Origin of the sequence: Streptomyces winkii, assembly GCF_032248595.1 — a bacterium.
Classification (GTDB): domain Bacteria; phylum Actinomycetota; class Actinomycetes; order Streptomycetales; family Streptomycetaceae; genus Streptomyces; species Streptomyces winkii.
On sequence record NZ_JASTTH010000002.1, the window covers coordinates 345,932 to 371,880 of the forward strand.

General features: G+C 72.8%; 23 protein-coding genes and 1 other RNA gene. 13 read left to right on the top strand and 11 right to left on the bottom strand.

What is annotated here, in order from left to right; all coding sequences use genetic code 11:
* Positions 1 to 198 precede the first annotated feature (198 nt).
* The 3 genes from rnpB (at position 199) to QQM67_RS05910 (ending at position 3,572) form a co-directional block, all read left to right on the top strand.
* Positions 199 to 597: RNase P RNA component class A (gene rnpB / locus QQM67_RS05900), an RNA gene on the top strand.
* Positions 598 to 885: 288 nt separating this feature from the next.
* A complete protein-coding gene (locus QQM67_RS05905) occupies positions 886 to 1,476 on the top strand; it encodes a dihydrofolate reductase family protein (protein WP_314172519.1) in 591 nt (196 codons plus the stop codon).
* A gap of 326 nt (positions 1,477 to 1,802) precedes the next feature.
* The gene (locus QQM67_RS05910; protein WP_314172520.1) at positions 1,803 to 3,572 is read left to right on the top strand and encodes a purine-cytosine permease family protein; all 1,770 of its coding nucleotides are present in this window, start codon (positions 1,803 to 1,805) and stop codon (positions 3,570 to 3,572) included.
* 72 nt (positions 3,573 to 3,644) lie between these two features.
* On the opposite strand, the gene QQM67_RS05915 is transcribed toward QQM67_RS05910, so the two are convergent.
* Together QQM67_RS05915 and QQM67_RS05920 are read right to left on the bottom strand one after the other, a co-directional pair.
* Entirely contained in the window at positions 3,645 to 4,898 is a 1,254-nt protein-coding gene (locus QQM67_RS05915; RefSeq protein WP_314172521.1) for a lactate 2-monooxygenase, read from the bottom strand.
* A 144-nt stretch (positions 4,899 to 5,042) separates the two neighbouring features.
* A complete protein-coding gene (locus QQM67_RS05920) occupies positions 5,043 to 5,816 on the bottom strand; it encodes an SDR family oxidoreductase (protein ID WP_314172522.1) in 774 nt (257 codons plus the stop codon).
* Between the two features lie 205 nt (positions 5,817 to 6,021).
* Here QQM67_RS05920 and QQM67_RS05925 point away from each other — a divergent pair, with 205 nt between their 5' ends.
* From QQM67_RS05925 to QQM67_RS05940, 4 genes are all read left to right on the top strand, one after another.
* Positions 6,022 to 7,650 carry an alkaline phosphatase D family protein gene (locus QQM67_RS05925; RefSeq protein WP_314172523.1) on the top strand — a complete coding sequence of 543 codons (1,629 nt, stop codon included), beginning with the start codon at positions 6,022 to 6,024 and terminating at the stop codon, positions 7,648 to 7,650.
* A 133-nt stretch (positions 7,651 to 7,783) separates the two neighbouring features.
* Complete coding sequence (locus QQM67_RS05930) at positions 7,784 to 9,244, top strand: multidrug effflux MFS transporter (protein ID WP_314172524.1); 1,461 nt, start codon at positions 7,784 to 7,786, stop codon at positions 9,242 to 9,244.
* Entirely contained in the window at positions 9,214 to 10,431 is a 1,218-nt protein-coding gene (locus tag QQM67_RS05935) for a serine hydrolase (RefSeq protein WP_399065445.1), read from the top strand. Before QQM67_RS05930 ends, QQM67_RS05935 begins: the two co-directional genes overlap by 31 nt.
* A gap of 9 nt (positions 10,432 to 10,440) precedes the next feature.
* Positions 10,441 to 11,517, top strand: coding sequence for a small ribosomal subunit Rsm22 family protein (locus QQM67_RS05940; RefSeq protein WP_314172525.1), 1,077 nt, complete (start codon positions 10,441 to 10,443; stop codon positions 11,515 to 11,517).
* Between the two features lie 43 nt (positions 11,518 to 11,560).
* On the opposite strand, the gene QQM67_RS05945 is transcribed toward QQM67_RS05940, so the two are convergent.
* The gene (locus QQM67_RS05945) at positions 11,561 to 12,184 is read right to left on the bottom strand and encodes a TetR/AcrR family transcriptional regulator (RefSeq protein ID WP_314172526.1); all 624 of its coding nucleotides are present in this window, start codon (positions 12,182 to 12,184) and stop codon (positions 11,561 to 11,563) included.
* Between the two features lie 78 nt (positions 12,185 to 12,262).
* Between QQM67_RS05945 and QQM67_RS05950 the strand changes: the two genes are divergently transcribed.
* Positions 12,263 to 12,745: a DUF1453 domain-containing protein gene (locus tag QQM67_RS05950; protein ID WP_314172527.1), complete on the top strand. Its 483-nt coding sequence runs from the start codon at positions 12,263 to 12,265 to the stop codon at positions 12,743 to 12,745.
* 67 nt (positions 12,746 to 12,812) lie between these two features.
* On the opposite strand, the gene ddaH is transcribed toward QQM67_RS05950, so the two are convergent.
* Positions 12,813 to 13,631 carry a dimethylargininase gene (gene ddaH / locus QQM67_RS05955; RefSeq protein WP_399065450.1) on the bottom strand — a complete coding sequence of 273 codons (819 nt, stop codon included), beginning with the start codon at positions 13,629 to 13,631 and terminating at the stop codon, positions 12,813 to 12,815.
* A 93-nt stretch (positions 13,632 to 13,724) separates the two neighbouring features.
* On the bottom strand, positions 13,725 to 14,729 hold the full coding sequence (locus QQM67_RS05960) for a glycerophosphodiester phosphodiesterase (RefSeq protein WP_314172528.1): 1,005 nt from the start codon (positions 14,727 to 14,729) through the stop codon (positions 13,725 to 13,727).
* Positions 14,730 to 14,966: 237 nt separating this feature from the next.
* Between QQM67_RS05960 and QQM67_RS05965 the strand changes: the two genes are divergently transcribed.
* Entirely contained in the window at positions 14,967 to 15,737 is a 771-nt protein-coding gene (locus QQM67_RS05965) for a bifunctional DNA primase/polymerase (protein ID WP_314172529.1), read from the top strand.
* An 18-nt stretch (positions 15,738 to 15,755) separates the two neighbouring features.
* Here the strand turns inward: QQM67_RS05965 and QQM67_RS05970 are convergent, their stop codons facing one another.
* Positions 15,756 to 16,742, bottom strand: a complete 987-nt coding sequence (locus tag QQM67_RS05970; RefSeq protein ID WP_314172530.1) for a hypothetical protein — start codon at positions 16,740 to 16,742, stop codon at positions 15,756 to 15,758.
* A 416-nt stretch (positions 16,743 to 17,158) separates the two neighbouring features.
* Between QQM67_RS05970 and QQM67_RS05975 the strand changes: the two genes are divergently transcribed.
* Positions 17,159 to 17,599: an SH3 domain-containing protein gene (locus QQM67_RS05975; protein ID WP_314172531.1), complete on the top strand. Its 441-nt coding sequence runs from the start codon at positions 17,159 to 17,161 to the stop codon at positions 17,597 to 17,599.
* A 58-nt stretch (positions 17,600 to 17,657) separates the two neighbouring features.
* Here the strand turns inward: QQM67_RS05975 and QQM67_RS05980 are convergent, their stop codons facing one another.
* Together QQM67_RS05980 and map are read right to left on the bottom strand one after the other, a co-directional pair.
* Positions 17,658 to 18,329 carry a biliverdin-producing heme oxygenase gene (locus QQM67_RS05980; RefSeq protein WP_314172532.1) on the bottom strand — a complete coding sequence of 224 codons (672 nt, stop codon included), beginning with the start codon at positions 18,327 to 18,329 and terminating at the stop codon, positions 17,658 to 17,660.
* Positions 18,330 to 18,406: 77 nt separating this feature from the next.
* Positions 18,407 to 19,264: a type I methionyl aminopeptidase gene (gene map / locus QQM67_RS05985; protein ID WP_314172533.1), complete on the bottom strand. Its 858-nt coding sequence runs from the start codon at positions 19,262 to 19,264 to the stop codon at positions 18,407 to 18,409.
* A 52-nt stretch (positions 19,265 to 19,316) separates the two neighbouring features.
* On the opposite strand from map, the gene QQM67_RS05990 reads away from it, so the two are divergent.
* Entirely contained in the window at positions 19,317 to 19,586 is a 270-nt protein-coding gene (locus QQM67_RS05990; RefSeq protein ID WP_314172534.1) for a hypothetical protein, read from the top strand.
* Positions 19,587 to 19,605: 19 nt separating this feature from the next.
* Here QQM67_RS05990 and QQM67_RS05995 read toward each other — a convergent pair whose 3' ends face one another.
* The 3 genes from QQM67_RS05995 to QQM67_RS06005 form a co-directional block, all read right to left on the bottom strand.
* Positions 19,606 to 21,663, bottom strand: coding sequence for a DUF2264 domain-containing protein (locus tag QQM67_RS05995; protein WP_314172535.1), 2,058 nt, complete (start codon positions 21,661 to 21,663; stop codon positions 19,606 to 19,608).
* Positions 21,660 to 22,652: a hydroxyacid dehydrogenase gene (locus QQM67_RS06000; protein ID WP_314172536.1), complete on the bottom strand. Its 993-nt coding sequence runs from the start codon at positions 22,650 to 22,652 to the stop codon at positions 21,660 to 21,662. Before QQM67_RS06000 ends, QQM67_RS05995 begins: the two co-directional genes overlap by 4 nt.
* 307 nt (positions 22,653 to 22,959) lie before the next feature.
* Complete coding sequence (locus QQM67_RS06005; RefSeq protein ID WP_314172537.1) at positions 22,960 to 23,610, bottom strand: hypothetical protein; 651 nt, start codon at positions 23,608 to 23,610, stop codon at positions 22,960 to 22,962.
* A gap of 205 nt (positions 23,611 to 23,815) precedes the next feature.
* Between QQM67_RS06005 and QQM67_RS06010 the strand changes: the two genes are divergently transcribed.
* Both QQM67_RS06010 and npdG read left to right on the top strand, forming a co-directional pair.
* On the top strand, positions 23,816 to 24,961 hold the full coding sequence (locus QQM67_RS06010; protein ID WP_314172538.1) for a sialidase family protein: 1,146 nt from the start codon (positions 23,816 to 23,818) through the stop codon (positions 24,959 to 24,961).
* An 82-nt stretch (positions 24,962 to 25,043) separates the two neighbouring features.
* On the top strand, positions 25,044 to 25,769 hold the full coding sequence (gene npdG, locus QQM67_RS06015) for an NADPH-dependent F420 reductase (RefSeq protein WP_314172539.1): 726 nt from the start codon (positions 25,044 to 25,046) through the stop codon (positions 25,767 to 25,769).
* Positions 25,770 to 25,949 lie beyond the last annotated feature (180 nt).

The window sequence follows — 25,949 nt, forward strand, 5'->3', positions numbered from 1 at the left end:
CCACTGTTACTGAAAAGCAGTCAGCGTCCCGTCGGCTGGATCTCCCGCCGATCTCCCGCCGGTCGCCGATGACTTGGCGTGAACGACCGGGCACAGCATGTCGTCGGGTGGTCACCTGCTGTCGCCGTCGTATGCGCGCCGGCGCGCGGGCGCGGTGCGGTGTCCCGGCCCAGGTCGGCTACCATTCCCGTAGGCAGACGAGCCGAGCGGACGGCCGCGTCGGGACGCGAGTCCCGCCGAGGGAACGTCCGGACTCCGAAGGGCAGGGTGGTGGGTAACGCCCACCCGGGGTGACCCGCGGGAAAGTGCCACAGAAAGCAGACCGCCGGTGCCGTACGGCGCCGGTAAGGGTGAAACGGCGGTGTAAGAGACCACCAGCGCCCAGGGTGACCTGGGCGGCTCGGCAAACCCCACCCGGAGCAAGGTCAAGAGGAGCCGTCACGGCGGCTCTGCGCGGACGTTCGAGGGCTGCCCGCCCGAGTCCGCGGGTGGACCGCACGAGACCGGCGGCAACGCCGGCCCTAGATGGATGGCCGTCTCCCGGTCGGCCGCGAGGCCGGCCGGAGCCAGAATCCGGCGTACAGCTCGACTCGTCTGCCGCGCCCGCCTCACGGCGCCCGCTTCCCCGGCGGCGGCCCGCCGGCTCCCGGCCGGCCGCTCAACGACCCTTGCACGGCCGTCGGTTGAGACCATGCCGTCGCGTCGCTCACGAGGGTTCGCCGGGTGCCCCCGGCCGCGGAGTCTCCACGGCAGACCGGCCCGCGCCCCGAGTGCCGGTCTTCCCGCGGACCGATGAGACTCGCCCGCCCCGGCGGTCTGCCATCGCGGGGACGGAGCCCGGAACCGTCCCAGCGCAGTTCCCCACGGCCACGAAGGAGACTCAGCGTGGGCAAGATCATCGCCATCGAACACCTCACGCTCGACGGTGTGATGCAGGCGCCGGGACACCCGGACGAGGACCGCCGCGACGGCTTCGGCCACGGCGGCTGGGCGGCCCCGGGCCAGGACCCCGTCATGCAGGAGGTCATGGGCGCGCACATGTCCGGCGCGTGGTCGCTGCTGGCCGGCCGGACGACCTTCGAGCGGTTCGCGGACTACTGGCCCAGGCAGGCACCGAACCCGTTCACCGACGCGCTCGACCGTGCCCGCAAGTACGTGGTGTCGACCACGCTGACCGAGCAGCCGGCCTGGCGGAACTCCGTACTCCTCAGGGACGGTTCGGCCTCCGCCCTGTCCCGGCTGAAGGACGAGTCGGAGGAGAACCTCGTGGTGTTCGGCAGCGGAGTGCTGGTCCGCTCCCTGCTGCCGCACCGCCTCGTCGACGAACTGATCCTGATGATCAACCCGTTGACGCTGGGCGCGGGCCGCCGGCTGTTCACGGACTCCGGTTCGCAGCCGTCCGCGTACCGGCTGGCCGACAGCAGGACGACCGGCACCGGCGTGCTCATCGCGGTGTACCAGCCCAACGGGGCGTGACCGGCGGACCCTGACGCAGTCTCTGCCTCTGCCTCTGCCTCTGCCTCTGCCTCTGCCTCTGCCACGGCGTCTGCCACTGCCCCTGCTTCCGCTCGCGGCTGCAAGCGGAAACAACCGGGCTCCCGGAGGGCAACTGCGGCGAAACAGAACGCTCTTAGCGTGTCGGGTCGCGGGCCTGCGCGGTGTCCCTGTGCTCGTCCCCCCTGCGTACAGGGCCGAGTTCCCGTGTGCACGGCGGTACTCCGCACCGCGCGGGCTCCCTCCGTCAGCGTCGACGCGAGCAACCGAACCGGCGCCGCAACGGGCCCGCGCCCACGGGAGGCACCTTGAGTACGCAGCCGCCGCTCACCGAGCACGATCCGACGCAGCCGCCCGCACAGTCACCCGCACCGTCACCCTCCGAACCGTCGTCCCCGGAGCCGTCGCCGGACGGGGACGGGACGCCGCACGGGGCGCGCCCCCGCGGCGCCGGCGAGACGCTGGAGGACTACACGCTCCGCTTCGCGCCGCGCAGTTACCGCCGCTGGACGCCGATGGTCGTCGCGACGACGGCTCTCGGCGGAATCGCCTACCTGGCCGACTTCTCCATCGGTGCGGGCATCGGAATCGCCCACGGCACCGGGAACGCGCTGATCGCGATCGCGCTCGCGGCGGTCGTCATCTTCGTGACGGGCCTGCCTCTCGCCTACTACGCCGCCCGCTACAACATGGACCTCGACCTGATCACCCGCGGCTCCGGCTTCGGTTACTACGGCTCGGTGCTGACCGGCGTCATCTTCGCCAGCTTCACCTTCATCTTCTTCGCCCTCGAAGGGTCGATCATGGCCCAGGGGCTGCGGATCGGCCTCCATCTGCCGCTGTGGCTGGGCTACTTGGTCTCCACGCTGCTGGTGATCCCGCTGGTGGTGTACGGGATGAAGGCGCTCAGCAAGCTCCAGGTGTGGACCACGCCGCTGTGGCTGCTGCTGATGGTGGGACCGCTGCTGTATCTGATCGGCACGGACCCCGGCGCCGTGGACCGCTTCCTGTCGTACCCGGGCGGCAGCGGCGAGGGCGGCGTCGCCCTCGCCCCCGTACTGCTGGGCGCGGGCGTGTGCCTCTCGCTGATCGCGCAGATCGGCGAGCAGATCGACTACCTGCGCTTCATGCCGCCCAGGACGCGGAGCAACCGGCGCTCCTGGTGGACGGCCGTGCTCATGGCCGGGCCCGGCTGGGTCGTGCTCGGCGCGCTCAAGCAGGCCGCCGGCGTCTTCCTCGCCGTGTACGTGCTCGCCGAGGTGGGCCCGGCGGCGGCGGCCGAGCCCATCGAGCAGTTCCGCGGGGCGTTCGACGCGATGCTGCCGGCGTGGCTGGTGGTGCCGGTCGCCGTGGTCCTCGTCGTGATCAGCCAGATCAAGATCAACGTGACCAACGCCTACTCCGGATCTCTGGCCTGGACGAACTCCTTCACGCGGGTCACCAAGCGCTATCCGGGCCGCCTCGTCTTCGTCGTGGTCAACCTCGCCATCGCGCTGACGCTGATGGAGGCCGACATGTTCAGCGTCCTCAACGGCATCCTGGGCTTCTACTCGAACTGCGCCATCGCCTGGGTCGTCACCGTCGCCACCGACATCGGGCTCAACAAGCTCCTCCTCGGGATCTCCCCGCGCACGCCCGAGTTCAGGCGAGGCATGCTCCACGCCGTCAACCCGGTGGGCGTCGTGGCCTTCGTGGCCGCGTCCGGGCTGTCGATCGCGCTCTACTTCGACGCGTTCGGCAGCACCCTCCAGCCGTACTCGCCGCTCGCGGCCGCCCTGATCGCCTTCCTCCTGACTCCGGCGACCGCCCTGCTCACCAAGGGCCGCTACTACCTGCGCCGCGCCGATGACGGCATCGCCGAACCGCTGCTCGACGCCGAGGGCAACCCCAGTGCCGCCGCGTACGAGTGCCACGTGTGCGGGCAGCGGTACGAGCGGCCCGACGTGACCGCCTGCCGCGTTCACGAGGGCGCCGTCTGCTCCCTGTGCCTGAGCACCGACAGGGCGGGCGAGCACATACTCGCCCGGGCCGCGCGGCCCGGGCGACCCGCTCCGGTGAACAGCACCGCGGAGGGCTGATGTTCACCGGCCGGCGTCACCGGCCCGCGGCCCGGCCAGGACCCGCCCCGGGCCGGTGACGTCACCTTCCGCTCACACCCCGCTCTGGAGGGAGTCCGGCGACAGATCGGCCAGTGTGCGGTGCCCCGAGAGACCGAGCGTGAGATCCAGGTCGGCGAGCAGGCTGCGCAGCACGTGGAGCACGCCGTCCTCGCCGCCGTGCGCCAGCCCGTACGCGTACGGACGTCCGACGAGCACGGCGCGGGCACCGAGCGCGAGCGCCTTGAGCACGTCCGATCCGGTGCGTACGCCGGAGTCGAAGAGGACCTCGACACGGTCCCCGACGGCCTCGACCACCGCAGGCAGGGCGTCCAGCGAGGCTATGGCGCCGTCGACCTGGCGGCCCCCGTGGTTGGAGACGACGACGCCGTCCATCCCCGCGTCGGCGGCCTTGCGGGCGTCGTCGGGGTGGAGCACGCCCTTCAGCACGATCGGCCCGTCCCAGTGCTCCCGCAGGAACGGCAGCTGGTCCCACGAGTGGTCGGTGCCGGTGAACATCGGCACCCAGCGCAGCACCGCCGGGATCAACTCGTCCTCCGGCGGCTTCTCCAGCCCGGCGCGGAAGGCCGGGTCGGAGAAGGGGATCGCGGTGCCGACGCCGCGGATGAAGGGCAGATACGACTGGTCGAGGTCCTGCGGACGCCAGGCGAGGGTCCAGGTGTCGAGGGTGACGACGAGAGTCGTGAACCCGGCCTTGCGCGCGCGCTCCAGGATGCTGACGCACACGTCGTCGTCGTTCGGCCAGTACAGCTGGAACCACCGAGGGCTGTCCGGCCCGTTCGCCTCCGCGACCTGCTCGACGGTGTGCGACGAGGCCGTCGACAGCACCATCGGCAGTCCCACGGAGGCGGCGGCGCGGGCCGTGGCCAGCTCCCCGTCGGGGTGGATGATCGACTGGACGCCGACCGGCGCCAGCAGCACCGGCGCCGGCATGCGGGTGCCCAGCACCGTCGTCCTCAGATCGCGTGCGGCGGGGCCGCGCAGCATGCGCGGGACGAGGCGGTGCCGCTCGAACGCCTCGCGGTTGGCCCGGTGCGTCGCGCCGGAGCCCGCCGCCCCTGCGACATAGCCGAAGGCACCGGAGTCGAGGTGCTCGCGCGCGGACGAGCCGAGCATGGTGAGGTCCGTGGTGAAGGGCGGCACGTTGCCGTCGAGGCCGTTGAGATAGATGTCGTTCTGGTAGTTGCCGAAGCCCGGCGAGGGAGGCGGCCCGGCGGCGTCCGCCGCCTCCGGCGTACCGCTGTCCCCGCTCGCGTCGGTCCCGGACGTCCCGGACGGCTCACTCATCGCTCTCGCACCCTTCTCTCTGCCGGACCTCGAGACTGCTGAGGCTGCTGAGTCTGCGCTGCGCACGGGCCCCACGGCTACCCTCCGTCCGCCGCTCCGTCAGCCGGCGGCCCCCGCCGCGTCAGCCCCGCCCGATGTGCCGTGTCAGCCCCGCCCGATGTACGGCATCGCCGTCGCCATCACGGTCGCGAACTGCACGTTCGCCTCCAGCGGCAGTCCCGCCATGTGCAGCACTGTGCGGGCCACGTCCGCCGCGTCCATCACCGGCTCGGCCCGCGTCGTGCCGTCCGCCTGCGGGACGCCCCGCTGCATGGCCGCCGTCATCTCCGTGGCGGCGTTGCCGATGTCGATCTGGCCGCAGGCGATGCCGTACGGACGCCCGTCCAGCGAAAGGGACTTGGTCAGACCCGTCACCGCGTGCTTCGTCGCCGTGTACGCGACCGAGCCCGGCCGCGGCACATGGGCGGAGATCGAGCCGTTGTTGATGATCCGGCCGCCCTGCGGCCGCTGATCCTTCATCAGCCGGAACGCGGCCTGCGCGCACAGGAACGCTCCCGTCAGATTGACGTCGACGACGCCGCGCCACTGCTCCGGCGTCAGATCCTCCAGCGGCACCGCCGGGCCGAAAGCCCCCGCGTTGTTGAACAGCAGGTCGAGCCTGCCGCCGTTCTCCCGTACGCACGAGAACAGGTCCGTGACCGCTTCGGGATCGGTGACGTCCGTGGGGACGACGGCCGCCTCCGGGCTCCCGGCCGTTCCCCCGATCAGCCGTGCCGTCTCCTCCAGCGGGCCCGGGCGCCGTCCCGCGAGCGTCACCTGCCATCCCGCGGCGGCCAGTTCGGCCGCGACGGCCCGTCCGATGCCGGAGCCCGCACCGGTCACGAGCGCGGTGCGCGGCTGTTCGCCCTGTGTCGTCATGCGCGCAGAGTACGTGCCGCCGCGGCGCCCCACGCGGGCGGTTCCGCAAGCGGTTTCCCCTGGCCGTCCGCGGACCGGACCACGGACGGCCCCGCGGACCCCGAGGGCGATCCCGTGGAAAGTGCAACGGACTGCCATCGAGAGGACACCCCGCCGTCGCGTGTCTGTCCGCTGACGGACTCTCACGGAATGTGCAATCGCATGTATGACGCAGCCTTCGAGCGCAGACAGCGAATACCGTGCGGCCGCACGGAAATTGTGCCGCCGCAGACTGCTGACCGGGACCGCGGCGACCGTGACGCTCGCCCTCGGCACCAACCTCCCCCGGCAAGCACATGCCGCAGCGAAGCTCGACCCTGCCCGTATCGACAAAGACCCCTTCACCCTCGGGGTGGCCTCCGGCGATCCGCTTCCCGACTCCGTCGTGCTGTGGACCCGGCTCGCCCCCGACCCCTACGAGCCGGACAGTGGCCTCGCCCGCGAACCCGTCTCCGTCAGCTGGGAGTTGGCGAGCGACGCGGGGTTCAAACGCAAGGTGCGCAGCGGGAGCGTCACCGCGCACCCGGAGTTCAACCACTCGGTACACGTCGTCCCCGAGGGGCTCAAGCCGCGGACCCGCTACTACTACCGCTTCCGTGTGGGCTCCTGGACCAGCCCCACGGGCCGCACCCGCACCGCTCCCGCCGCCGGGGACGCGGTCGGATCGCTGCGCTTCGCCGTGATCTCGTGCCAGGCGTACCACGACGGCTACTTCACCGCGCTGAAGCACCTCGCGCAGGAGCAGAACATCGACGCGGTGCTGCACCTGGGCGACTACCTCTACGAGTACGCGGTCGACGCGCACGGAGGCGACCGCGCCGACCCGTCCCTCCAACTCCCCGACGCCTTCAACAAGGAGACCACGACGCTGGAGGACTACCGGCTGCGGTACGCGCTCTACCACCGCGACCCCGACCTCCAGGCGGCGCACGCCGCGCACCCCTGGATCGTCACCTGGGACGACCACGAGGTGGAGAACAACTACGCGGACGAGACACCGGACGGCTCGCCGCCCGAGGTCTTCCTCGCCCGCCGCGCCGCGGCCTACCGCGCGTACTACGAGAACCTGCCGCTGCGCCCGCCGCAGCAGCCGTCGGGGCCCAGCCTCCAGCTCTACAGGAGGCTGCACTTCGGCCGGCTCGCGCAGCTCGACATCCTCGACGGGCGCCAGCACCGCGACGACCAGGCCGCGGGCGACGGCTGGCAGGTGCCCACGGACGAGACGAACAACCCGGACCGGACGATGCTCGGCGCGACGCAGGAGCGCTGGCTCGCGGACGGCTGGAAGAGCTCGAAGGCCGTGTGGAACCTGGTGCCTCAGCAGACGGTCCTCTCCCGGCGCCGCAACAGGACGACGGGCCCCTACCCGCTGTCCATGGACGCCTGGGACGGCTATCCCGCTGCCCGGCGGCGCCTCCTCGACGCCGCGAAGACGGCGGGCGTGAAGAACCTCGCCGTCCTCACCGGGGACGTGCACGTGCACTACGCCATGGACATCAAGGAGGACTTCGACGACGCCGGGTCCCGCAACGCGGGTGTGGAACTGGTCACCACGTCGGTCGCCAGCGGAGGCGACGGAGTGGCCAAGCCGGGAGACTGGCAGACGTTCCTCGACGCCAACCCCCACATGAAGTTCTACGACGGACGCCGCGGATACGTTCTCCTCACCCTCGACCAGCGGCAACTGCGCGCGGATTACCGCACGGTGGACGTGGTCACCCGTCCGGGGGCACCGGTCTCCACGGCCGCCTCGTTCGTCTCCCAGGCCGGTGATCCGGGTCTCAAGCCGCTCTGAGAACCGTGCGAAACGGCTGGGCACCGGCCCGTGCGACCGCTCGCACGGGCCGGTGCCGAGGGAAACCGGCTGGGCCGGAGACGGAAATGTCTGGGAGAATGTGTCTGTCATCAACAATCTCCTGGAGAGGTGCATGTCCGACTCCGGCCCTGCCCGAACGGCCGCCGCCACAGCCCCCGTCGGCGACTCCGCCGCCGACCCCGACCAGCTCCCGGACTCCGCCACCGGCCCGGTTCCGGGCCCCGGCTCCGTTCCGGACTCGGCCTCCGGCCCCGTCCCCGACTCCGGTCTCCGTGCCGGGCGCACCGAAGGCCCGGTGACCGCCCGCCCGTCCCGTCCCGCCGTCCCCGCGGCCGGTCCGGGAGACGAGACCGTCCCGCCGCTCGGCCGCCTGCAACGCGCCGGCCTGCTGGTGACTCTCATCCTCGGCAGCCTCACGGCGCTGCCCGCGCTGTCGATGGACATGTACCTTCCCGCGCTGCCCGCCGTGAGCGGCACGCTCCACACCTCCGCCGCGACCGCCCAGCTCACGCTCACCGGGTGCCTGCTCGGGCTGGCCGTCGGCCAGTTGGTGGTGGGGCCGATGAGCGACCAGTTCGGACGCCGCCGCCCGCTGCTCATAGGCATGTGCGGATACATACTCGCCGGAGCGGCCTGCGCGCTCGCGCCCAGCGTCGAGACGCTGATCGTCTTCCGGCTGGTGCAGGGACTCGCGGGTGCCGCCGGCATCGTCATAGCCCGCGCTGTCGTCCGCGATCTCTACGACGGGCTCGCCATGGCCCGCTTCTTCTCGACCCTGATGCTGATAGGCGGCCTCGCGCCCATCCTCGCCCCCGTGCTCGGCGGGCAGATACTCCGCTTCACCGACTGGCGGGGCGTCTTCCTCATCCTCACCGGCATCGGCCTCGTGCTGACCGTCGTCGTCGCGCGCTGGCTCCCCGAGACCCTGGCGCCCTCGATGCGGCGCAGCGGCGGCGTCCCGGACGCCCTGCGCACCATGCGCGGCCTCTTCGCCGACCGGGCCTTCACCGGCTATCTGCTGGCGGGCAGCCTCAGCTTCGCTGCGCTCTTCGCGTACGTCTCCGCCTCGCCGTTCGTGATCCAGGAGATCTACGGGGCCAGTCCGCAGACCTTCAGCCTCCTTTTCATGATCAACTCCATCGGGCTGGTCGCCGCGGGCCAGATCAACGGGAAGATCCTCGTCGGCAGGGTGCCGCTGGACCGCGTCCTCGGGTTCGGGCTGTGCATGACCGGTGCGGCCGCGGTCGCGCTCCTTCTGATGACGAGCGGGGTCTTCGGCCGCCCGGGGCTCGTGCCCGTCGCCGCCGGTCTGTGCGTCCTGATGACCGGCATGGGCTTCGTCATGCCGAACGCCAACTCCCAGGGCCTCATGCGGGCGCCGCACGCCGCCGGTTCGGCCTCCGCGCTGCTGGGCACCGCCCAGTTCCTCATCGGCGCGATCGCCTCGCCGCTCGTCGGCATCGCGGGCGAGAACACCGCCGTACCGATGGCGCTGGTGCAGCTGACCGCGCTGTCCGTCGCGGCGGCCGCCTTCGTGGGGCTGTGCCGTCCGTGGCGGACGGCGCGCGGCTGAGGCGCGCCGCCACCGCCCGGCAGGCGGGGCTGCGCCCGGCGGAACTGGCCGCGCTGCGCGACGCCGTCGACGACCTGCCCGTACGCGGCTGGTGCTCCGGCGCGGTCGTCCTCGCCGGGCGGGGCCGCTGGGTCGCGCTGGAGCACGCCGCGGGATGGGCGGTCCGGTACTCGGCGTACGACCCGGAGACGGACGCGGGCGTCGAGCTGCCGCGCGAGCGCTGGGAGCCGGTGACGCCCGGGACGCTCTTCGATCTCGCGTCCCTCACCAAGCTCTTCACCGCGGTCGCCGCGATGCAGCAGTACGAGCGCGGGGCGGTGGAGCTGGACCGCGCCGCCGCCGCGTACGTGCCCGAGTTCGGCGCGCACGGCAAGGCGCACATCACCGTGCGCCAGCTGCTGACCCACACCTCGGGGCTGCGTCCCGAACTCCCCTTCGGCCAGGGGCCCGGCGGTCCCCTGGCTTCGCATGGGGGACCTCGTCTGGCGCCGCTGTGGGACGAGGAGCCGGTGTCGGAGCCGGGCTCCGCGTACCGCTACTCGGACCTCAACCTCATCGCGTTGCAGCAGGTGCTGGAGCGGGCCGCCGGGTGCGGGCTGGACGCCCTGATCCGGAACGGGATCACCGGGCCGCTCGGGATGCGCCGCACCTCGTACGGCCCGGTTCCGGCCGGGTCGGCGGCGGCCACCGAGGACCAGCGCCGCCCCTGGGCGAAGGCCGACCGCGGCATGCTGCGCGGCACCGTGCACGACGAGAACGCCTTCGCCCTCGGCGGCGTCGCCGGTCACGCGGGGCTCTTCTCGACCGCGGCGGACCTGGCCGTGCTGTGCCGCGCGCTGCTGTCCGGCGGCGCGTACGGGCCGGCGCGGATCCTCGCGCCCTCCTCGGTGGAGGCGATGCTGGCACCGCCGGGCCTGGGCTTCGCCGTCGACCAGCCCTGGTTCATGGGGGAGTTGGCGGGCTCCGGCAGCGCGGCGGGGTTCCCCGTGAGAAGCGAGGCGGCGAGCACGGGGGCGGCCGGTCACACCGGCTTCACCGGCACGAGCCTCGTGCTCGACCCGGCCACGGACGTCTTCCTGGTGCTGCTCGCCAACACCGTCCATCCGGTGCGCAGGACCGCCGACAACGGCCCCCGCGCCGAGGCGGCGACCTTGCTGGCACGCGCCGCACGCGCGGAGGCTCTCTAAACTGCCGTGGTGATCGAGGAAGAACTGCGCCGCGCCCTCGCCGCGCTCGTCGACGGGCTGCCGCCGCGCCAGGCGGCCGGTGCCGTGGAGCGCCTGATGGACGGCTACCGGGCCGGCGGTACGTCCGCGGTCCCGGTGCTGCGCGACCGCGCGGACGTCGTGGCCTACGCCGCGTACCGGATGCCCGCCACCTTCGCCGCCGTCGCGTCCGCGCTCGGGGCCTTCACCGCACGTACGGACGAGTGGCGCCCCGGAAGCCATCTGGACGTCGGCGGCGGTACCGGCGCCGCGGTGTGGGCCGCGGCCGACGTGTGGGACGGTACGGCCGCACCCGCGGACGCCGGGCCGGAGGGCGGATCGCGCCGTACCACCGTGCTCGACCGGTCGGAGCCCGCTCTCGCGCTCGGACGCGAACTGGCGGACGCCTCGGCCGAGTTCACCGCCACGGCCGCGCTGCGCGCCGCCGAGTGGCGGCGGTTCTCCCTGACCGCGTCCGGCGAGGCGAGCGAACCCGGCGGGCCCGCGCTGCCCGCGGCCGACCTCGTCACCGTCTCGTATGTACTGGGCGAGCTGGCCGAGCGGGACCGGCGCGCTCTCGTCGAGGCCGCTGCCCGCGCCGGCCGCGCGGTGGTGGTCACCGAGCCCGGCACTCCCGACGGCCACGCCCGGATCACCGCCGCACGGGAACAGCTGACGGCCGCCGGGCTGCGCGTCCTCGCGCCCTGCCCGCACAGTGCCCCGTGCCCGATGGTCCCCGGCGAGGACTGGTGCCACTTCGCGGCGAGGGTGAGCCGGTCCTCGCTCCACAGGCAGGTCAAGGGCGGCTCGTTGCCGTACGAGGACGAGAAGTTCAGCTACGTCGCGGCGGCGGACCCCGCGATCGCCGGTGAGCCCGCGGAGGGCCGCATCGTGCGCAGGCCGCAGAAGCGCAAGGGCCAGGTGCTGCTGGAGCTGTGCACCGCCGGCGAGGGTCTGCGGTCCTCGAACGTCACCAAGCGCCACGGCGCCGGCTACCGCGCGGCGCGCGACGCGAAGTGGGGCGACGCCTGGCCGCCGGACCCCGGCCGGGACCCGGACCGGGACTGAGCCCCCGACCCGGAACCCGCACCGGGACGCGAGCCCCGGCGACTCACCATTCGCCCCGTTCCGTCAGCGCGTCCAGGTGGCGCCGCAGCACATCCCTGAGCAGCCGGGGCGGCAGCAGATCGGGGGCCTGGACCGCCTGCACCGTCAGCCCGTCGAGCAGCGCGGAGAGCCGAACGCTCTCCAGCCGCACGTTCAGCCCCTCGCGGAGCGCGCCCGTGCGCTGCGCCCCCCGCAGCACGCGCACCGTCACCTCGCGCATGCCGTCCAGCACCTCCCTTGCGCGGGGCCGCAGTTCGGGACGCGTGCGGGCGGCGGTGACGAAGGCCGACCAGACGGCGGCCTCCTGCCGGCGTACGGAGTCGAGGGGGAGGAACTCCTCCAGCAACGCCTCGGCCACCTTCCGGCGCTCCACGCCGTCCCGGCAGTCCGGGAGCCGCTCGACGTGAGCCAGCACGCGCTGCTCGAAGCGGCGGCTGAGCTCCGTCATCGCGAAGATCAGCAGCTCGCCGTGGTCGCCGAAGTAGTGGCGGACGGAGCCGACGGCCAGTCCCGCCTCCTCGGCGACGTTGCGCAGCGACGCGCCCTCCAGACCTCGCCGTTCAACCACGGCGAAGACGGCCTCCGCCACGGCCAGGCGTCGCGCTTCCGGGTCCACTGTCTTCGGCATGCTGCTTTTATAGCACGGCTGCGCTAATATCTTTTTGTGGCACAGGCGTGCCACAAAATTACGGGGAGGACGATGCACATGAACGGGTGGATGACGACGCTCGCCGTCGCCGCTCTCGTGGTGGCCGTGGTGATCAAGAGGCTCTACGGCGAGCCCCTCGATGCGCGCGAACTGCTGGGCCCGCCGGTGGTCCTGACAGGCATCGGCGCGTGGAGCGTGGCCAAGGAGGCGGGGGGCCTGACAGCCACCGACATCGGCTGGCTCGCGGCGGGCAGCGTTCTCGGGTTCGCGCTCGGCGCGCTGCGCGGACGGACCGTCAGGGTCTTCGAACGGGACGGCGTTGCCTGGCAGCGCTACACCGGCAGGACCCTCCTGGTCGCGGTGGGCAGCTTCGCGGTCATGGGCGCCTTCGGCTACCTCGCCGTGAAGGCGGGCATGCACGAGACGGCCCGTCCCATGACGCTCTCCATCGGCGTCAGCTATCTCGGGGAGTGCGCGGCGGTCGCGCTGCGCGGACTGTCCACCGGGCTGCCGTTCGCCGTGCAGCGGGCGGACCGCTGAGCCGGGAGCGGGGCTCCTCGGGCTCACGCCCCCGAGGAGCCCCGCTCCTTCCTGCTGCTCCTGCGGCTCAGGCCGCCGGGCGCAGTTCGGCCGTCACGCACTTCACGCTGCCGCCGCCCTTCAGCAGTTCCGTCAAGTCGATCGGCACCGGCTCGTATCCGCGCCGCCGCAGCGGCTCCAGCAGCCCGACGGCGGCCTGCGGCATCATCACGTGGTACCCGTCGCTGACCGAGTTGAGGCCGAGGGCCTCGGCGTCCGGCGTGGAGGCGATGACGGCGTCCGGGAAGAGACGGGCGAGGACGGCCCGGCTGCCCGCGGAGAACGCCGGCGGATAGTAGACGATCTCGTCGCCGCCCAGCACGCACAGCGCCGTGTCCAGGTGGTAGAAGCGCGGGTCGACCAGATCGAGGCCGATCACAGGGCGCCCGAAGAACTCCTGCACCTCGCCGTGCGAGAGCGGACTGCTGCGGAAGCCCCGCCCGGCCAGCAGCCAGGAGTCTGTCACTGCGAAGTCGCCCTCGCCCTCGTTGATGTGCTCCGGCTCGTGTACGTCCGTGAAGCCGTTGGCGCGGTACCAGGCGCGGTGCACCGCCGCCTCGTCGGTGCGTTCCCGGTATGCGAAGCGCGCGCCGAGGACGCGGCCGTCGACGACGGTGGCGCCGTTGGCCGCGTACACCATGTCGGGCAGCCCCTCGACCGGTTCGAGCTCCTCGACGGTGTGGCCGAGCGAGCGGTACCGGTCGCGCAGCTCCTCCCACTGGGCGAGCGCGAGCGGGATGTCGACTGGCTTGCCGGGATCCATCCAGGGGTTGATGGAGTACGTCACGCGGAAGTGTGCCGGTGGGCACATCAGATAACGGCGTGGGGTGTAGCCGGGTCCGTACAACGAAGGCTCCTTTACGGGGTCGACGCGCACTGTGTTGCGCCCATGGTGCGCTGTGCGGGGCTCTCTTCGCCGCGATCTGAACGGAAAGTCCGCTCACCGGTCGCGTCCGGCGTGCGGACCGCCCGTCTTGTCACGCTTGGCGTCCCCGGCCGCGTCCCCGGTCGCGTCTTCGGCCCCGTCTCCGGTCTCGTCCCCGGTGGCGTCTTCGGTGCCGTCCCTCGCGGCGTCCCGTCGCGGGTGCCGCTGCGGCGTACGGGCCAGCAGCCGCGGAGCGTCCGTCAGAACGCCGTCACAGCCCAGCCGCAGCACCCGGTCGCGCGCCTGAGGCGTGCGGATCGTGTGCGACCACACCCGCGGTACGCCCGAGCGGACCGCCCTGCGGATGTCGGCGTCGCGCGCCCGGTAGTCCACGCTGAGCATGTCGACCGTGCTCCGCCAGTGCTCCGGACGGTCCGTACGCGCCTGCTTCACCGACCTCCACACCGAGGTCAGCAGACCCATCCGGTGCGCCCTGGCCGCCTGCGACAGCTCGTTGGACTGCACGTACACCGAGTCGGTCAGCCCCCGCTTGCGGAGCATCGCCGCGAGGCGCTTCAGGCCGCCGCCGTCCTTCACCTCGACGTTCAGCACGATGCGCCCGCCGAAGCGGTCCAGCACCGCTTCCGCCGTCGGCGGGTGCTCCCTCGGCCAGCGGCCCGGCAGGCTGTGGCCGGGCCGCAGCCGCACGCGGCGCCACTGGCGCGTCGTCAGGTCCGCCACGGGTCCCTTGTGGTCGGTCGTACGGTCGAGCGTGGGGTCGTGCATCGCGACGAGCGTGCCGTCGCGCAGCGTCCGTACGTCCACGTCGAGCACGTCGGCGGTATGCCGCCGGTACGCGGCCACCAGTCCGGCCATGCTGTTCTCCGGCACCTCCAGGGCGCCGCCGCGGTGCGCCGCGTACACCGTGCTCGGAAGGCCCGCGGCCCGTGGCTCCTCGGGGCCGCGCATCCGCGCGGGCGCGGGCGCGCAGCCCGGCGCGAGCGCGACGGGTGCGAGGACGAGGAGCGGGAAGAGGAAGCCGCCCGCTGCCCGTACGGCCCTGACCGTGATCATGACCATGGACCTCAAGCTAAGCGCGCCGGCCCGGACTCGCCGCCCGGGAGCGCCTGCCGGGTGGCAGACGGGTGTGCGCCCGCCGCACAGACGGCCGGACCGGACGGACACCAGGTCACGGGCGGACACGGCAGATGACGACCGGTCAGCAACGATCCCGGGATTCGGCCCGGAGCACGCTCGGTGCTGCGTACCCTCGGAGATCCAACGTTGTGTTCGCCAAGTCGCGGAGCGAGGCGATAGATGGAACGCGAGAGCAGGTTCGACCGGTGGCTGCGCCACTTCGCACGGGGCGGCCCCAGGGCGAGGACGGGGCGTTCCAGAAGCGCCGCCGCACAGGCCGACGCCGCCCGCGCCCGTACGGAGCTCCTGCTGGCCGCCGCCGCGGCGGGCTTCCCCCTCGCGCCCGCCGCGCACCCCTCGGGATACGGCTGCTCGTGCGTACGCATCGGCTGTCCCACCCCGGGACGGCACCCTCTCTCGTTCGGGTGGCAGACGCAGGCCACCACCGACGCCGTCCAGATCGAACGCTGGGCGGAGAGCCAGCCGCAGGCGAACTTCGTCGCCGCGACCGGGCGGGACCACGACGTGCTCGACGTCCCCGCCGAGGCCGGGTGGGCCGCGCTGGAGCGGCTGGAGTCGGAGGGGGCGCTGCTCGGCCCCGTGGCGCTCTCCGGCGGCGACCGGATGCTCTTCTTCACCGCCACCCGCGGCACCCCCGACGACGAGGACGAGTGGTGGCCCTGCGAACTGGACTGCCACCCCGAGACGATGGACGAGCACCCGGGCCTGCGCTGGCACTGCCGCGGCAGCTACGTGCTCGTACCGCCCGCGACGCTGCCCGGGACGGGGCAGCAGGCGGAGGTGCGCTGGGTGCGCCCCCCGGAGACAGGCGACGGCGGGGACGGGGGCGGCACGGCCGCGCTGCCCGAGCCGCTGACGCTGCTGGAGGCGCTCACCGACGCGTGCGCGACGTACGCGGGAGAGGACACCGCGGCCTGGCCGGTGCGCTGACGGCGCCCGGCCGGCGGTTCACTCTCCCCTGACGGCGGTCAGCCCGTCGATCCGGTTGAGGAACTGGATCTTCCCGCCCGCCCTCTTCGCGGGAACCTTGACGGCCTGCTCGGAGATCCGCACATACGTCACCGACTGCTCGGGCTTGCCCGTCATCAGCGCCCTCACCAGCGGATCCTTCACGGGCGGCTTGTAGCCCTTCGCGTAGGTCTCCTTGGTGTGGTGCTGCGAGGCGAAGAAGACGATCGCGCCGCCGTCCTTCGTACGCAGCGCGAACGGCGCGTACTGCGGCGCCCTGGCCGGCACGTCCGCGAACTGGGTGCGCTTGCCCGGACGGCTCGCCGACCCCTTGCGCTGCTCGCGACGCGTGCTGGTGTGCTCTCCCGGCGCGAAGTCGCCGGTGCCCTCGCCGAGATAGCTGACGTAGGCGTCGCTCAACTTGTCGGGCGCGACGGCGAGTCCGGAACCGGGCCCGCCGGGCACGGCCTTCGCGAAGCCGCGCTTGCCGATGACGAACTGCGGCTTCTCGGAGTTCTGGATCACCGCCAGATACGACGCCCGCCAGTCCGAGTCGGCGTCGTCGCGCTGGAAGACCAGCAGCCAGCGCCCGTCCTGCGTACGGTTGCTGCGCGCGTCGGCCACGAAGAACTTGGGCCAGCCCGCCTGCCGGGGAATCAGGAAGCGGGGGTCGGACAGCCTCAGCGGCTTGTAGCCGGGATTGCCCTTCGGCGCCAGCTTCTTGCGCGACTTGAGGCCCGCCCCGTCGATCGCTCCGAGCGCGCCCGTCTCGATCGTGGAGTTCAGCCCGGGGTCGTGGGCGGTGTTCGCCTTGTTGCTGGTGGCGTTGAACTCCTTGAGGACCTTCTCCGCGTCGGGCTTGGAGACCGCCGGGATCACGGCCGTCTCGCCGTGCACCGTCACGCATCCCGACAGCGCCACCGACAGCACCGCCGTTGCCGTCGCCGACGCGAGCAGCCGTGTCCGCCGCGCTTGCCGCGCATCCATTCCGTGTCCTCCCCGCCCCGCTTGCGGTACGCACTTTATCGCCCCGCTCAAGGCGTTCGTCTCTCAGAGCCGGGGCGACCGTATGCAATCATGCGCGGCCGTTCCTGTGGATCTCAGGGGGGCCTGGTGGAGCCCCGTGGGAGGTTCCGTACCGCCTCGGTCGACCGAGGCGGAGAGGCGGTGCGCCGACGGCCTCCGCGCCGGATACGGGGCCGAGTTGCCCCGGTGTCCGCACTGGTGAACAGAAGCGGCGGATCGCGCGTGTGAAATCCGAAAGACCGTCACAGAGCTGCATAAAATCGGGCAGAACGTCCCAGTAGCCCCGTGATCCGGTGTGTGGCCGTCCGCGCAGAGCGTGTCCCGTACGCGTCCAGGAAGCCCCGCCCGCTCACGGCTTACGGAAAGGAGGCAGCTGAATGGCTGCCACTACTGCTCGTCGTGTACGGATCGCCGCCACGGCCACCGCCGTCCTGATGGGCGGTTCGCTCCTGGGAGCGAGCGCCGCCCAGGCGTCGACCACCGCCGTCCAGGGATCCACCCCCAAAGCCAGCGACACGGCCGCCTGGCCGAAGAAGCCCTACGGCATCGTCACCGCCCGGTCGGGCCTGAACGTCCGTCAGTACCCGAGCACGGACTCCTCGGTGAAGTACGTCCTCCCGTTCGGGGCCAAGCGCGGCCTGGACTGCAAGGTGCGTGCCCAGATCATCGATGGCAACCCCTTCTGGTACAAGCTGAGGGACAGCAACTACTGGATCAGCGCCCGTTACGTGCACAACGTGGGCCACGTGAAGCTGTGCAAGGACGTGCACCGCTCGGCCCTGACCAACAGCGCGAAGGCCCAGAAGGCGATGGGCTGACCGTGCGGGCACGCCGCTGACGGTTCGCGCCGCGTCGCCGCACGGCGGCGCCGGCGCGTCAGCGGCCGGCCGGAGCGGGAGCCGCGAGCTCCTCGAAGACGGCCGTGTTCAGCGAGAAGGCGTGCCCGCACTCGCCGACGATGCGCCACTTCTCCTCGTCGTCGGCCGGTACCGAGTCGAGCAGTTCGCGGTACCCCCTCTTGAAGGCGGCGGGGTTCGGGATGTCCTCGAAGACATAGAACCGGACCCCGTCGCCTTTGTGCGCGAAGCCCCAGACCTTCTCCGCGGTGCCCCGCACCACCTGGCCCCCGGAGAGGTCGCCCAGGTACCGGGTGTAGTGGTGCGCGACGTAGCCGCCCGGCCACTCACGCGAGACCTCGGCGACGCGCTGCGCGTAGCTCTCGGTCGCGGCGAGCGGTGCGACCGAGCCGCGCCAGGCCCGCGAGCCGTGCAGATGGTCGAGGTCGCGCTCCAGGGACGGGACGCGGAAGAGCTCCCGCCGCACGAACGGGCCCGCGACCGGGTCGTCCGCGAGCTTCTCCGCGGACTCCTCCAACGCGCGGTAGACGAACCACAGTTGCTCGGTGTAGCGCGTGAACGCCGACCTCCCGAGGCTTCCGCTGAGCATGTCGCTCATGAACGTCGAGTTCTCCGCCCGGGTGTGCTGCGCCTTCGTGGCGTCGCGGATCAGGGCGGAGAAGGGAAGGTGCGCCGGCAGCCGTGAGGTCATGACGCCATTCTTTACCGACGGCCTGTCGGGAAAACCCCGGGAGCCCGCCGGGTGTCCGGGTGTCCGGGCGGGGGCGCTCAGGGCAGCGTGAGGATGTCCGCGCCGGACTCCGTGACCGCGAGCGTGTGCTCGAACTGCGCCGTGCGACGGCGGTCCTTGGTGACGACCGTCCAGCCGTCGTCCCACATGTCCCACTCGTACGTGCCCAGCGTCAGCATCGGCTCGATCGTGAACGTCATCCCGGGACGCATCACGGTCGTCGCCCGTGCGTCGTCGTAGTGCGGGATGATCAGGCCGGAGTGGAACGAGGTGTTGATGCCGTGGCCGGTGAAGTCGCGCACCACCCCGTAGCCGAAGCGCTTGGCGTACGACTCGATGACCCGGCCGATGATGTTGACCTGCCGGCCGGGGCGTACGGCCTTGATGGCGCGGTTGAGCGCCTCGCGCGTGCGCTCCACGAGCAGCCGTGACTCCTCGTCGACGTCGCCGCACAGGTAGGTGGCGTTGTTGTCGCCGTGCACGCCGTCGATGAAGGCGGTCACGTCGAGGTTCACGATGTCGCCGTCGCGCAGGACGGTCGAGTCCGGGATGCCGTGGCAGATGACCTCGTTGACCGACGTGCACAGCGACTTGGGGAACTGGCGGTAGCCGAGCGTCGAGGGGTAGGCGCCGTGGTCGCACATGTAGGCGTGGGCCACTTCGTCGAGCTTGTCCGTGGTGACGCCCGGGGCGATGTGCCGGGCCGCCTCCGCCATGGCGCGCGCCGCGATGCGGCCGGCCACGCGCATCTTCTCGATGGTCTCGCTGTCCTGCGCCTCGGGCCCGGTGTACGGGGTGGGGGCCTCCTTGCCGACGTACTCGGGACGCGGGATCGAGGAGGGCACGGAGCGGTGCGGCGAGAGTTCACCAGGAGAGAGCAATGACTGGCCAGACATGTGCGCGAGTCTAACTGTGGTACGGACAGGGCTCAGGGGGGAGCATGACGGTATGGCTCTCTTCAAGCGCAATACGCCCGGCAAACCGGGCGAGTGGTACTACTGCATCAAGCACGGCAAGGTCGAGGAGGGCCCGGAGTGCCCGGCCAAGAACCGTCTGGGGCCCTACGACAGCGAGGCCGAGGCCTCCCGTGCGATCGAGACCGTCCACCGGAAGAACGAGGAGTGGGACAACGACCCGCGCTGGACCGATGCGCCGCGGCGTGACGGCGGCGAGGGCGGCCCGGGCGGAGGCTCGGGCGGCGGGGGGTCCGCCGCCTAGCGCGCACCGGCCCGTGGTGTCACGGGCCGTCGGTTGACGTGGTGACGTCGACCCCGTCCGGGGTGAAGGCGATGCGGGTCAGGGTTCCGTCGGCGTTCCAGCGGACCGTGGTGCGGGCGCCGTCGGCGGAGACGAGACCGGCGGCCTCCGCGAGCGGGGACGCCTCGGCCGTAACCGCAGCGGGTCCGCCTCCGGAGGGGAGAGCGGCCAGGGCGACGAAGAGCGCGGCGCCCTCCGCGGGGCCGGTGAGTGCGGGCACCAGCGCCCAGGGGGTGAAGGCGGTGCCCTGAGGGGCCCGCAGGGCGGCCGGAGTCTCCTCGTCCCAGCCGTGCAGGCCGTGCAGGCTCTGCGGGCCGTGCGGGCCGGGCTCGAACTCGCCCCGGGGGAGGGGGAGTTGTCGGTCGTACGACCGAGGATCCGCCGTATCCGTCTCGCCACCGGGCGGCGCCGCCCAGCCCGTCAGCCGTACGCGCGCGCCCGCCGGCGCGCCGATCACGCGGTGCACGCGCAGTTCGAGGCCGCCCCGTACATACGTGACGCTCTCGACGCGCAGCCCCGGCACCATCGGGCCGCCGGAGGGGAAGACGGGCGTGTGCCAGGAGGCCGCCCAGCCCCACGCGCCGTCCGGGTCCGCCGCGGCGCCCATCGGGTGGATGCGGACGCGGGCGCTGCGCACCGGAGCGCCGTGCGGCCCGGGCACCTCGACGGCGAGGTGGTTGTCGGGGACGTTGCCGCTCGCCGTCGGGCCCGTACGGGTCGAGTAGGCCAGCCTCGCGTACAGCGGGTCGGCCGCCCGCGCGCTCTCGCCCTCGTGCGGCGGCACGTGATCGCTGCCGTGGTTGTGCAGCCGCACCCGTCCGTCGCCGCTCGTCTGGATGAGCAGCCCCGCCGACGGCAGGGCGACGGCACGCGCGGGCCCCTCGCTCGGTGCGGCCTCCTCGCGTGCCGTCCACAGCGGGTCGTCCTCCGGTACGAGCAGCGGCAGCAGGCCCTTGGACGCCCAGTACGGGGAGGCGGGACCGGAGTAGTCCTGAAGCGTCGCCTCGTGGGGGCCGTGCCAGCCGAGGGTCAGCAGCCCGTCGCGGCTGAGCGCCCCGCGGTCCAGGAAGTAGCGGACCGAGCCGCTGAGCAGCCGCCTGGAGACTCCGGGCGCCAGCGGCGTGTGGCCCGTCAGCGCGCCGAGGGCGACGGCGGCGTTCGCGGCGAAGCGGTACGTCAGCGAGCGGCCGAAGTGGAGCGGGGCTCCGTCGCCGTCGAAGAGCAGCGCGAAGCCGTCGAGATGGGCGCGCAGCCGGGCGCCGAGCCGGGCCGAGAGCGCGGCGTCCTGGGCGAGGTGGGCGTGCAGCAGCGGATACAGGTGCAGGGCCCAGCCGTTGTAGTGGTCGAAGGCGCGGCCGTCGCCGTCCGAATACCAGCCCTCGCCCCGGTACCAGCCGTCCAGCAGCTCCAGCCCGCGCTCGACCGCCCGCCGCGTCTCGGCGTCGCCGCGGCCCGCCGACTCCAGGAAGCCCGCGACGGTCAGCGGGAAGAGATACCAGTTGTTGGGCGCCGGTACGTGCCGCAGCGCGCCGCGCAGCCACTCCTCGGCGCGGTCCCGCACGCCGGGGCCGAGCCGGTCCCACAGCCACGGTCGGGTGAGCCGCAGACCGAGCGCGACGGACGCCGCCTCCACCATCGGCTGGCCGTAGACGGTGTGGTCGGCGATCCGCGGCCACGACTCCTCGTCGTCCCCGCCGGGTGTGCGCGTGCCCGCCGCGAGGCCCTCGGCGTACCGCTCCAGCAGGCCGTGCGGGTCCGCGCCCCGCGCCCCCGCGACGCGGAACGCGGCGGTGAGGAACGTGCGCGCGTAGCCCTCCAGCCCGTCGGAGCGCACACCGGTACGGGAGGGGCGTCCGGGCAGGTCGAGCCGCGCGCCGCGCGGGGTCGCGTAGCGCCGCGCGGCGGCGAGCAGGCCGTCGGCCGTCGCCTCCCAGTGGGCGCGCGTCCAGCCGGTGAAGGGGCTCGACTCCCTGTCCTCCGGCGGCAGTCGGAGCAGTTCGGCGGCGGTGTCGCATGGTCGGTCGGCAGCGGCGGTCACGCGAGATACGCCAGCCTTTCGCGTCGTACGGGATGGGCGAAGCCCTCGCCGCGGGCCCAGCGGGCGACCTCGGAGACGGTCAGATCGGCCAGCCGCCGCAGCTCGTTGCCCAGCGAACCGGCGATGTGCGGGGTGATGAGCGCGTTCTCGCACTCCCAGAGCGGGTGGCGGGGCGGCAGCACCTCCGGCTCGGTGACGTCCAGCACCGCGTGGATACGGCCCGCGAGGACGGCCTCCGTGAGCGCGTCCTGGTCGAGGACGGCGCCGCGCGACGTGTTGATGAGGGTGGCGTCCGGCCGCATGGCGGCGAGGAGTTCGCGGCCGACGAGGCCGCGCGTGGCAGGCAGCAGCGGGGTGTGGACGCTCACCACGTCACAGTCCGCGAAGAGTTCGCGCAGCGGAACCAGGGGCACGCCGAGGGCCGCGGCCTCCTCGTCGGTGACGTACGGGTCGTGGAGCCGCACCCGCAGGTCGTACGGGCGCAGCAGCTCGATCACGCGCCGCCCGATCAGGGACGCGCTCAGAATGCCCACGGTGCGCCGGTAGTTGCCGTAGCCGCGCGTGCCGGGGCGCTGGTGCCGCAGGTCTCCGGTGCGGGCGCGGGCGGCGGCGTAGTCGCGGGCCGTCTCCAGTACGCGTTTGCCGCTGAGCAGGATCATCGCGACGGTGTACTCGGCGACGGGCAACGCGTTGGCGGCGGCGGCCGAGGAGACCTCGATGCCGCGCTCCCAGCAGGCGTCCGTGATGTGCCCTCGTACGCTCCCGGCGGTGTGCGCGACGGCGCGCAGCAGAGGGGCGGAGGCGAGCACCGCCTCGTCGAGGGGCGGGCAGCCCCAGCCGGTGATCAGCAGCTCGGTGCGTGCCAGCACCTGCCGTGCGTCCTCGGTGCCGAAGTCGCCGAGGACGGGGAGCGGTTGCGGCTCGGTGTGCTCGGCGAGCGCGGCGAGTGCGGCGTCGTCGAGGACGCCGCGGGTGGCGGCGGTGTCCATGGCGAGCGCCGCGCGAGGACGCCGGGAACGCCGGGAAGGCTGAGGAGCGTGAGGAGGGCCAGGTGGGCTGGGAACGTCGGGAGGGCGGGGACCGCGGGGAGTCGGCATCTCTCTCCTGCGCTGGCTCGAACGGCCCGGGTGCGGGCGCCTCTTGAGCCTGCCCCGTGCCGGGCCGGTGCGCCAGAGGCAGTACGGGAGTATCGGGTCATTCGGGACGCCGGTGGCGCGCGGAGCCCGAAGTCGCCGCCGCGACCGGTGGGTTCGAGGGGCCGAGGGCTTCCGGGGAGGGGAGCCTCGGCAACCGCTCTCACCAGCGGGTGGGCGGCGGGGCGGAGAGCTGGTCGGCGATGCGGGAGAGCCGGTCGCGTAACGAGGGCCGGCGTGAGCCGCCGGCCGGAAGCCCCGGTGCGCCGCTCGGGCCGCCCGCCCCGAGGAAGGTCTCGCCGGCCGCCGCGCTCACCAGGTGCTGCACCATCTCCAGGTCGACCTCCGCCTCGTCGGCGCTCAGCGCGTCGTGCGCGATGCCGTGCAGCTCGCTCGGGCGGCCGTCGCTCCCGGCGTCGTCCAGCGCCAGCACGGTGGCGCCGGCGCGGCGCGCGTCGTGCACGCGCTCCAGCAGCCCGGGCCCCGGTTCGTCGGGGGTGACCACCAGCACGGTCTCCTTGCGGCCCGCCGCCTCGATCCGGCCGAGCCCGGCGGAGAGATGGGCGGGAGCGGCGGCCGGTACCCGGTGCCGTACGAGCGTGGGCGACAGCTCGGGCTGACCCGACCAGGCGGCCTCGTCGTCCAAGTGGGCCGCCAGATGCCACGGTTCGTACGACTCGGTGCCGACCAGGAGCAGACCGCCCCTGTTCGGGCCGACGGACGTACGCAGCGATCCGGCGAACCGGCGCGCGGACTGCACCCAGTCCGTTCCTGCAAGCGCTTCCCGCAGATGTGCGACACGTACGGCATCCATTGCCCGGCATGATGCCTCAACGGGCCTTGCGCGACGGGCGTTTCGGCCGTGCTCACCCGTACGGATGTGACGCGGCGGAAGGATGCGGCCGCGCGTGGGGCGCCCGGGGATGTTCATCTCCCGTTCCCTTGACGCTCTGTTGCCGTCTGCTTACTTTCAGGCACCGGTCAACATCTTTCCCGCGTCCGGGAGTTGGGAGCCGTTCATGCCGTACGAGACCTCCGTGCCGTTCAGCGCCGGAAGCGAGGGCTACGCGAGCTTCCGCATCCCCGCGTGCGTTCGCGCCCCCGACGGCTCGCTCGTCGCGTTCGCCGAGGGCCGGGTGACGTCCTCGGGCGACACCGGGCACATCGAGATCGTCTCCAGACGCTCCGGCGACGGAGGGCGCAGCTGGGGCGAGTTGAGAGTCGTCGCCTCGTACGGGACGGGCACGGCGGGCAATCCCTCGCCCATCGTGATCCCGGCCGAAGACGGGGGAGACGGGTCAGACGGGGGAGAAGGGGAGGAGCCCGGGGGCCGTATCGTCCTGGTCTTCGTGACCAACGCCGCGGAGGCCACCGAGGACCGCATCCGCCGGGGCGAGGTGTCCGAGGAGGACGGCCGCCGCGTGTGGGTGCAGCAGAGCACGGACTCCGGCGTGAGCTGGTCCGCGGCGCGGGAGATCACCGAGTCCGCGAAGCTCCCCGAGTGGCGCTGGTACGCGACGACTCCGGGGCATGCGCTGCGGCTGGCGCGCGGCGGCCACGAGGGCCGCCTCGTCGTACCGGCGAACCACTCGCTGCCGCCGGAGGGCGACGACGACGGCACCCAGGGCCGCTACAACGGCGGCCACGATCTGCTCAGCGACGACGACGGCGAGACCTGGCGCATCGGCTACACCGACGACAACCCGGACGGCTGGGTCAACGTCAACGAGACCACCGGGGCCGAACTGCCCGACGGCCGCCTCTACTTCAACACCCGCACCGAGGCGATCGCGCCCGAGCACCGCGCCGACGCGCGCTCCGAGGACGGCGGTGCGTCCCTGCTCGCGCCCTTCGAGCCGCAGCCCCGGCTCACCACGCCGGTCGTCGAGGCGAGCGTCTTGCAGCTGCACGACCCGGAGGTGCTGGTCTTCTCCGCGCCCGGCGACCCCGAGGAGCGGCGCCGGATGACGCTGTGGGCGAGCGTGGACGGCGGGAGCCAGTGGTGGCCCGTGCACTCCGTGGACGACCGGCCGGCGGCCTACTCGGATCTCGTACGCGTCGACGACGGCACCCTGGGCCTGCTGTACGAGACGGGGGACGAAGGCCCGTACGACACCGTGACGTTCAGGCGTATTCCGGTCGCGGAGCTGGCGCCGGAGGACTAGGGCCCGGAGGCGGTCCGGACGTGATCACCTTCACGGCTCCGGAGTGAGGCGCTCCCGGGGCGGCGGTGGCAGGATCCCGCGTATGACTTCCTCTGCATCCGCCTCCGGCCCCTCCGCGTCCTCGTCCGCCGCGCCCAGGAAGGACCCCTGGGACCTGCCCGACGTCTCCGGCCTCACGGTCGGCGTCCTCGGCGGCACCGGTGACCAGGGTCGCGGCCTCGCGTACCGGCTGGCCAGGGCCGGCCAGCGGGTCGTCATCGGCTCGCGCGCCGCGGAGCGCGCCGAGCGGGCCGCCGAGGAGCTGGGCCTGGGCGTGGAGGGCGCGGAGAACGCGGAGTGCTCACGCCGCTCGGACGTGGTGATCGTGGCGGTGCCCTGGGACGGTCACGCCAGGACGCTGGAGTCGCTTCGCGGGGAGCTGAGCGGCAAGCTCGTCGTGGACTGCGTCAATCCGCTCGGCTTCGACAAGAAGGGCGCGTACGCGATCCGCCCCGAGGAGGGCAGCGCCGCGCAGCAGGCCGAGGCGCTGCTGCCGGAGTCCCGGGTCACCGCGGCCTTCCACCACCTGTCGGCGGTGCTGCTCGCGGACGCCTCCGTCGAGAAGATCGACACCGATGTGATGGTGCTCGGCGAGGACCGGGAGGACTGCGCGGTCGTGCAGGCGCTCGCCGGACGCATCCCGGGCATGCGAGGTGTTTTCGCCGGGCGGCTGCGCAACGCGCACCAGGTCGAGTCGCTCGTCGCCAACCTGGTCTCCGTCAACCGGCGTTACAAGGTGCACGCGGGCATCCGGCTCACCGACATGTGAGCTGTACGGGACGCGGGCGGCGAGCGCGCGGCCCGGGCCGCGGCAGCGGGCGGCAGGACAGGGCCGTGACCGCGGCGGGGGATCGCCGTGAGAGATAGGGGAGAATGGGGGAGTCCGCCCGCTGTCCGACAGGAGCCGCCCGCATGTCCGCCCCCGCCGCCTCCCTCCGCTCGTCACGGG

What these genes read in the sequence shown, in the direction of transcription:
- QQM67_RS05915 (WP_314172521.1), bottom strand. Translation starts at nt 4,898, where the DNA reads ATGAGTGAGCCGTCCGGGACGTCCGGGACCGACGCGAGCGGGGACAGC.
- QQM67_RS05920 (WP_314172522.1), bottom strand. Translation starts at nt 5,816, where the DNA reads ATGACGACACAGGGCGAACAGCCGCGCACCGCGCTCGTGACCGGTGCG.
- QQM67_RS05925 (WP_314172523.1), top strand. Translation starts at nt 6,022, where the DNA reads ATGACGCAGCCTTCGAGCGCAGACAGCGAATACCGTGCGGCCGCACGG.
- QQM67_RS05930 (WP_314172524.1), top strand. Translation starts at nt 7,784, where the DNA reads ATGTCCGACTCCGGCCCTGCCCGAACGGCCGCCGCCACAGCCCCCGTC.
- QQM67_RS05945 (WP_314172526.1), bottom strand. Translation starts at nt 12,184, where the DNA reads ATGCCGAAGACAGTGGACCCGGAAGCGCGACGCCTGGCCGTGGCGGAG.
- QQM67_RS05950 (WP_314172527.1), top strand. Translation starts at nt 12,263, where the DNA reads ATGAACGGGTGGATGACGACGCTCGCCGTCGCCGCTCTCGTGGTGGCC.
- QQM67_RS05960 (WP_314172528.1), bottom strand. Translation starts at nt 14,729, where the DNA reads ATGGTCATGATCACGGTCAGGGCCGTACGGGCAGCGGGCGGCTTCCTC.
- QQM67_RS05965 (WP_314172529.1), top strand. Translation starts at nt 14,967, where the DNA reads ATGGAACGCGAGAGCAGGTTCGACCGGTGGCTGCGCCACTTCGCACGG.
- QQM67_RS05970 (WP_314172530.1), bottom strand. Translation starts at nt 16,742, where the DNA reads ATGGATGCGCGGCAAGCGCGGCGGACACGGCTGCTCGCGTCGGCGACG.
- QQM67_RS05975 (WP_314172531.1), top strand. Translation starts at nt 17,159, where the DNA reads ATGGCTGCCACTACTGCTCGTCGTGTACGGATCGCCGCCACGGCCACC.
- QQM67_RS05980 (WP_314172532.1), bottom strand. Translation starts at nt 18,329, where the DNA reads ATGACCTCACGGCTGCCGGCGCACCTTCCCTTCTCCGCCCTGATCCGC.
- map (WP_314172533.1), bottom strand. Translation starts at nt 19,264, where the DNA reads ATGTCTGGCCAGTCATTGCTCTCTCCTGGTGAACTCTCGCCGCACCGC.
- QQM67_RS05990 (WP_314172534.1), top strand. Translation starts at nt 19,317, where the DNA reads ATGGCTCTCTTCAAGCGCAATACGCCCGGCAAACCGGGCGAGTGGTAC.
- QQM67_RS06000 (WP_314172536.1), bottom strand. Translation starts at nt 22,652, where the DNA reads ATGGACACCGCCGCCACCCGCGGCGTCCTCGACGACGCCGCACTCGCC.
- QQM67_RS06005 (WP_314172537.1), bottom strand. Translation starts at nt 23,610, where the DNA reads ATGGATGCCGTACGTGTCGCACATCTGCGGGAAGCGCTTGCAGGAACG.
- QQM67_RS06010 (WP_314172538.1), top strand. Translation starts at nt 23,816, where the DNA reads ATGCCGTACGAGACCTCCGTGCCGTTCAGCGCCGGAAGCGAGGGCTAC.
- npdG (WP_314172539.1), top strand. Translation starts at nt 25,044, where the DNA reads ATGACTTCCTCTGCATCCGCCTCCGGCCCCTCCGCGTCCTCGTCCGCC.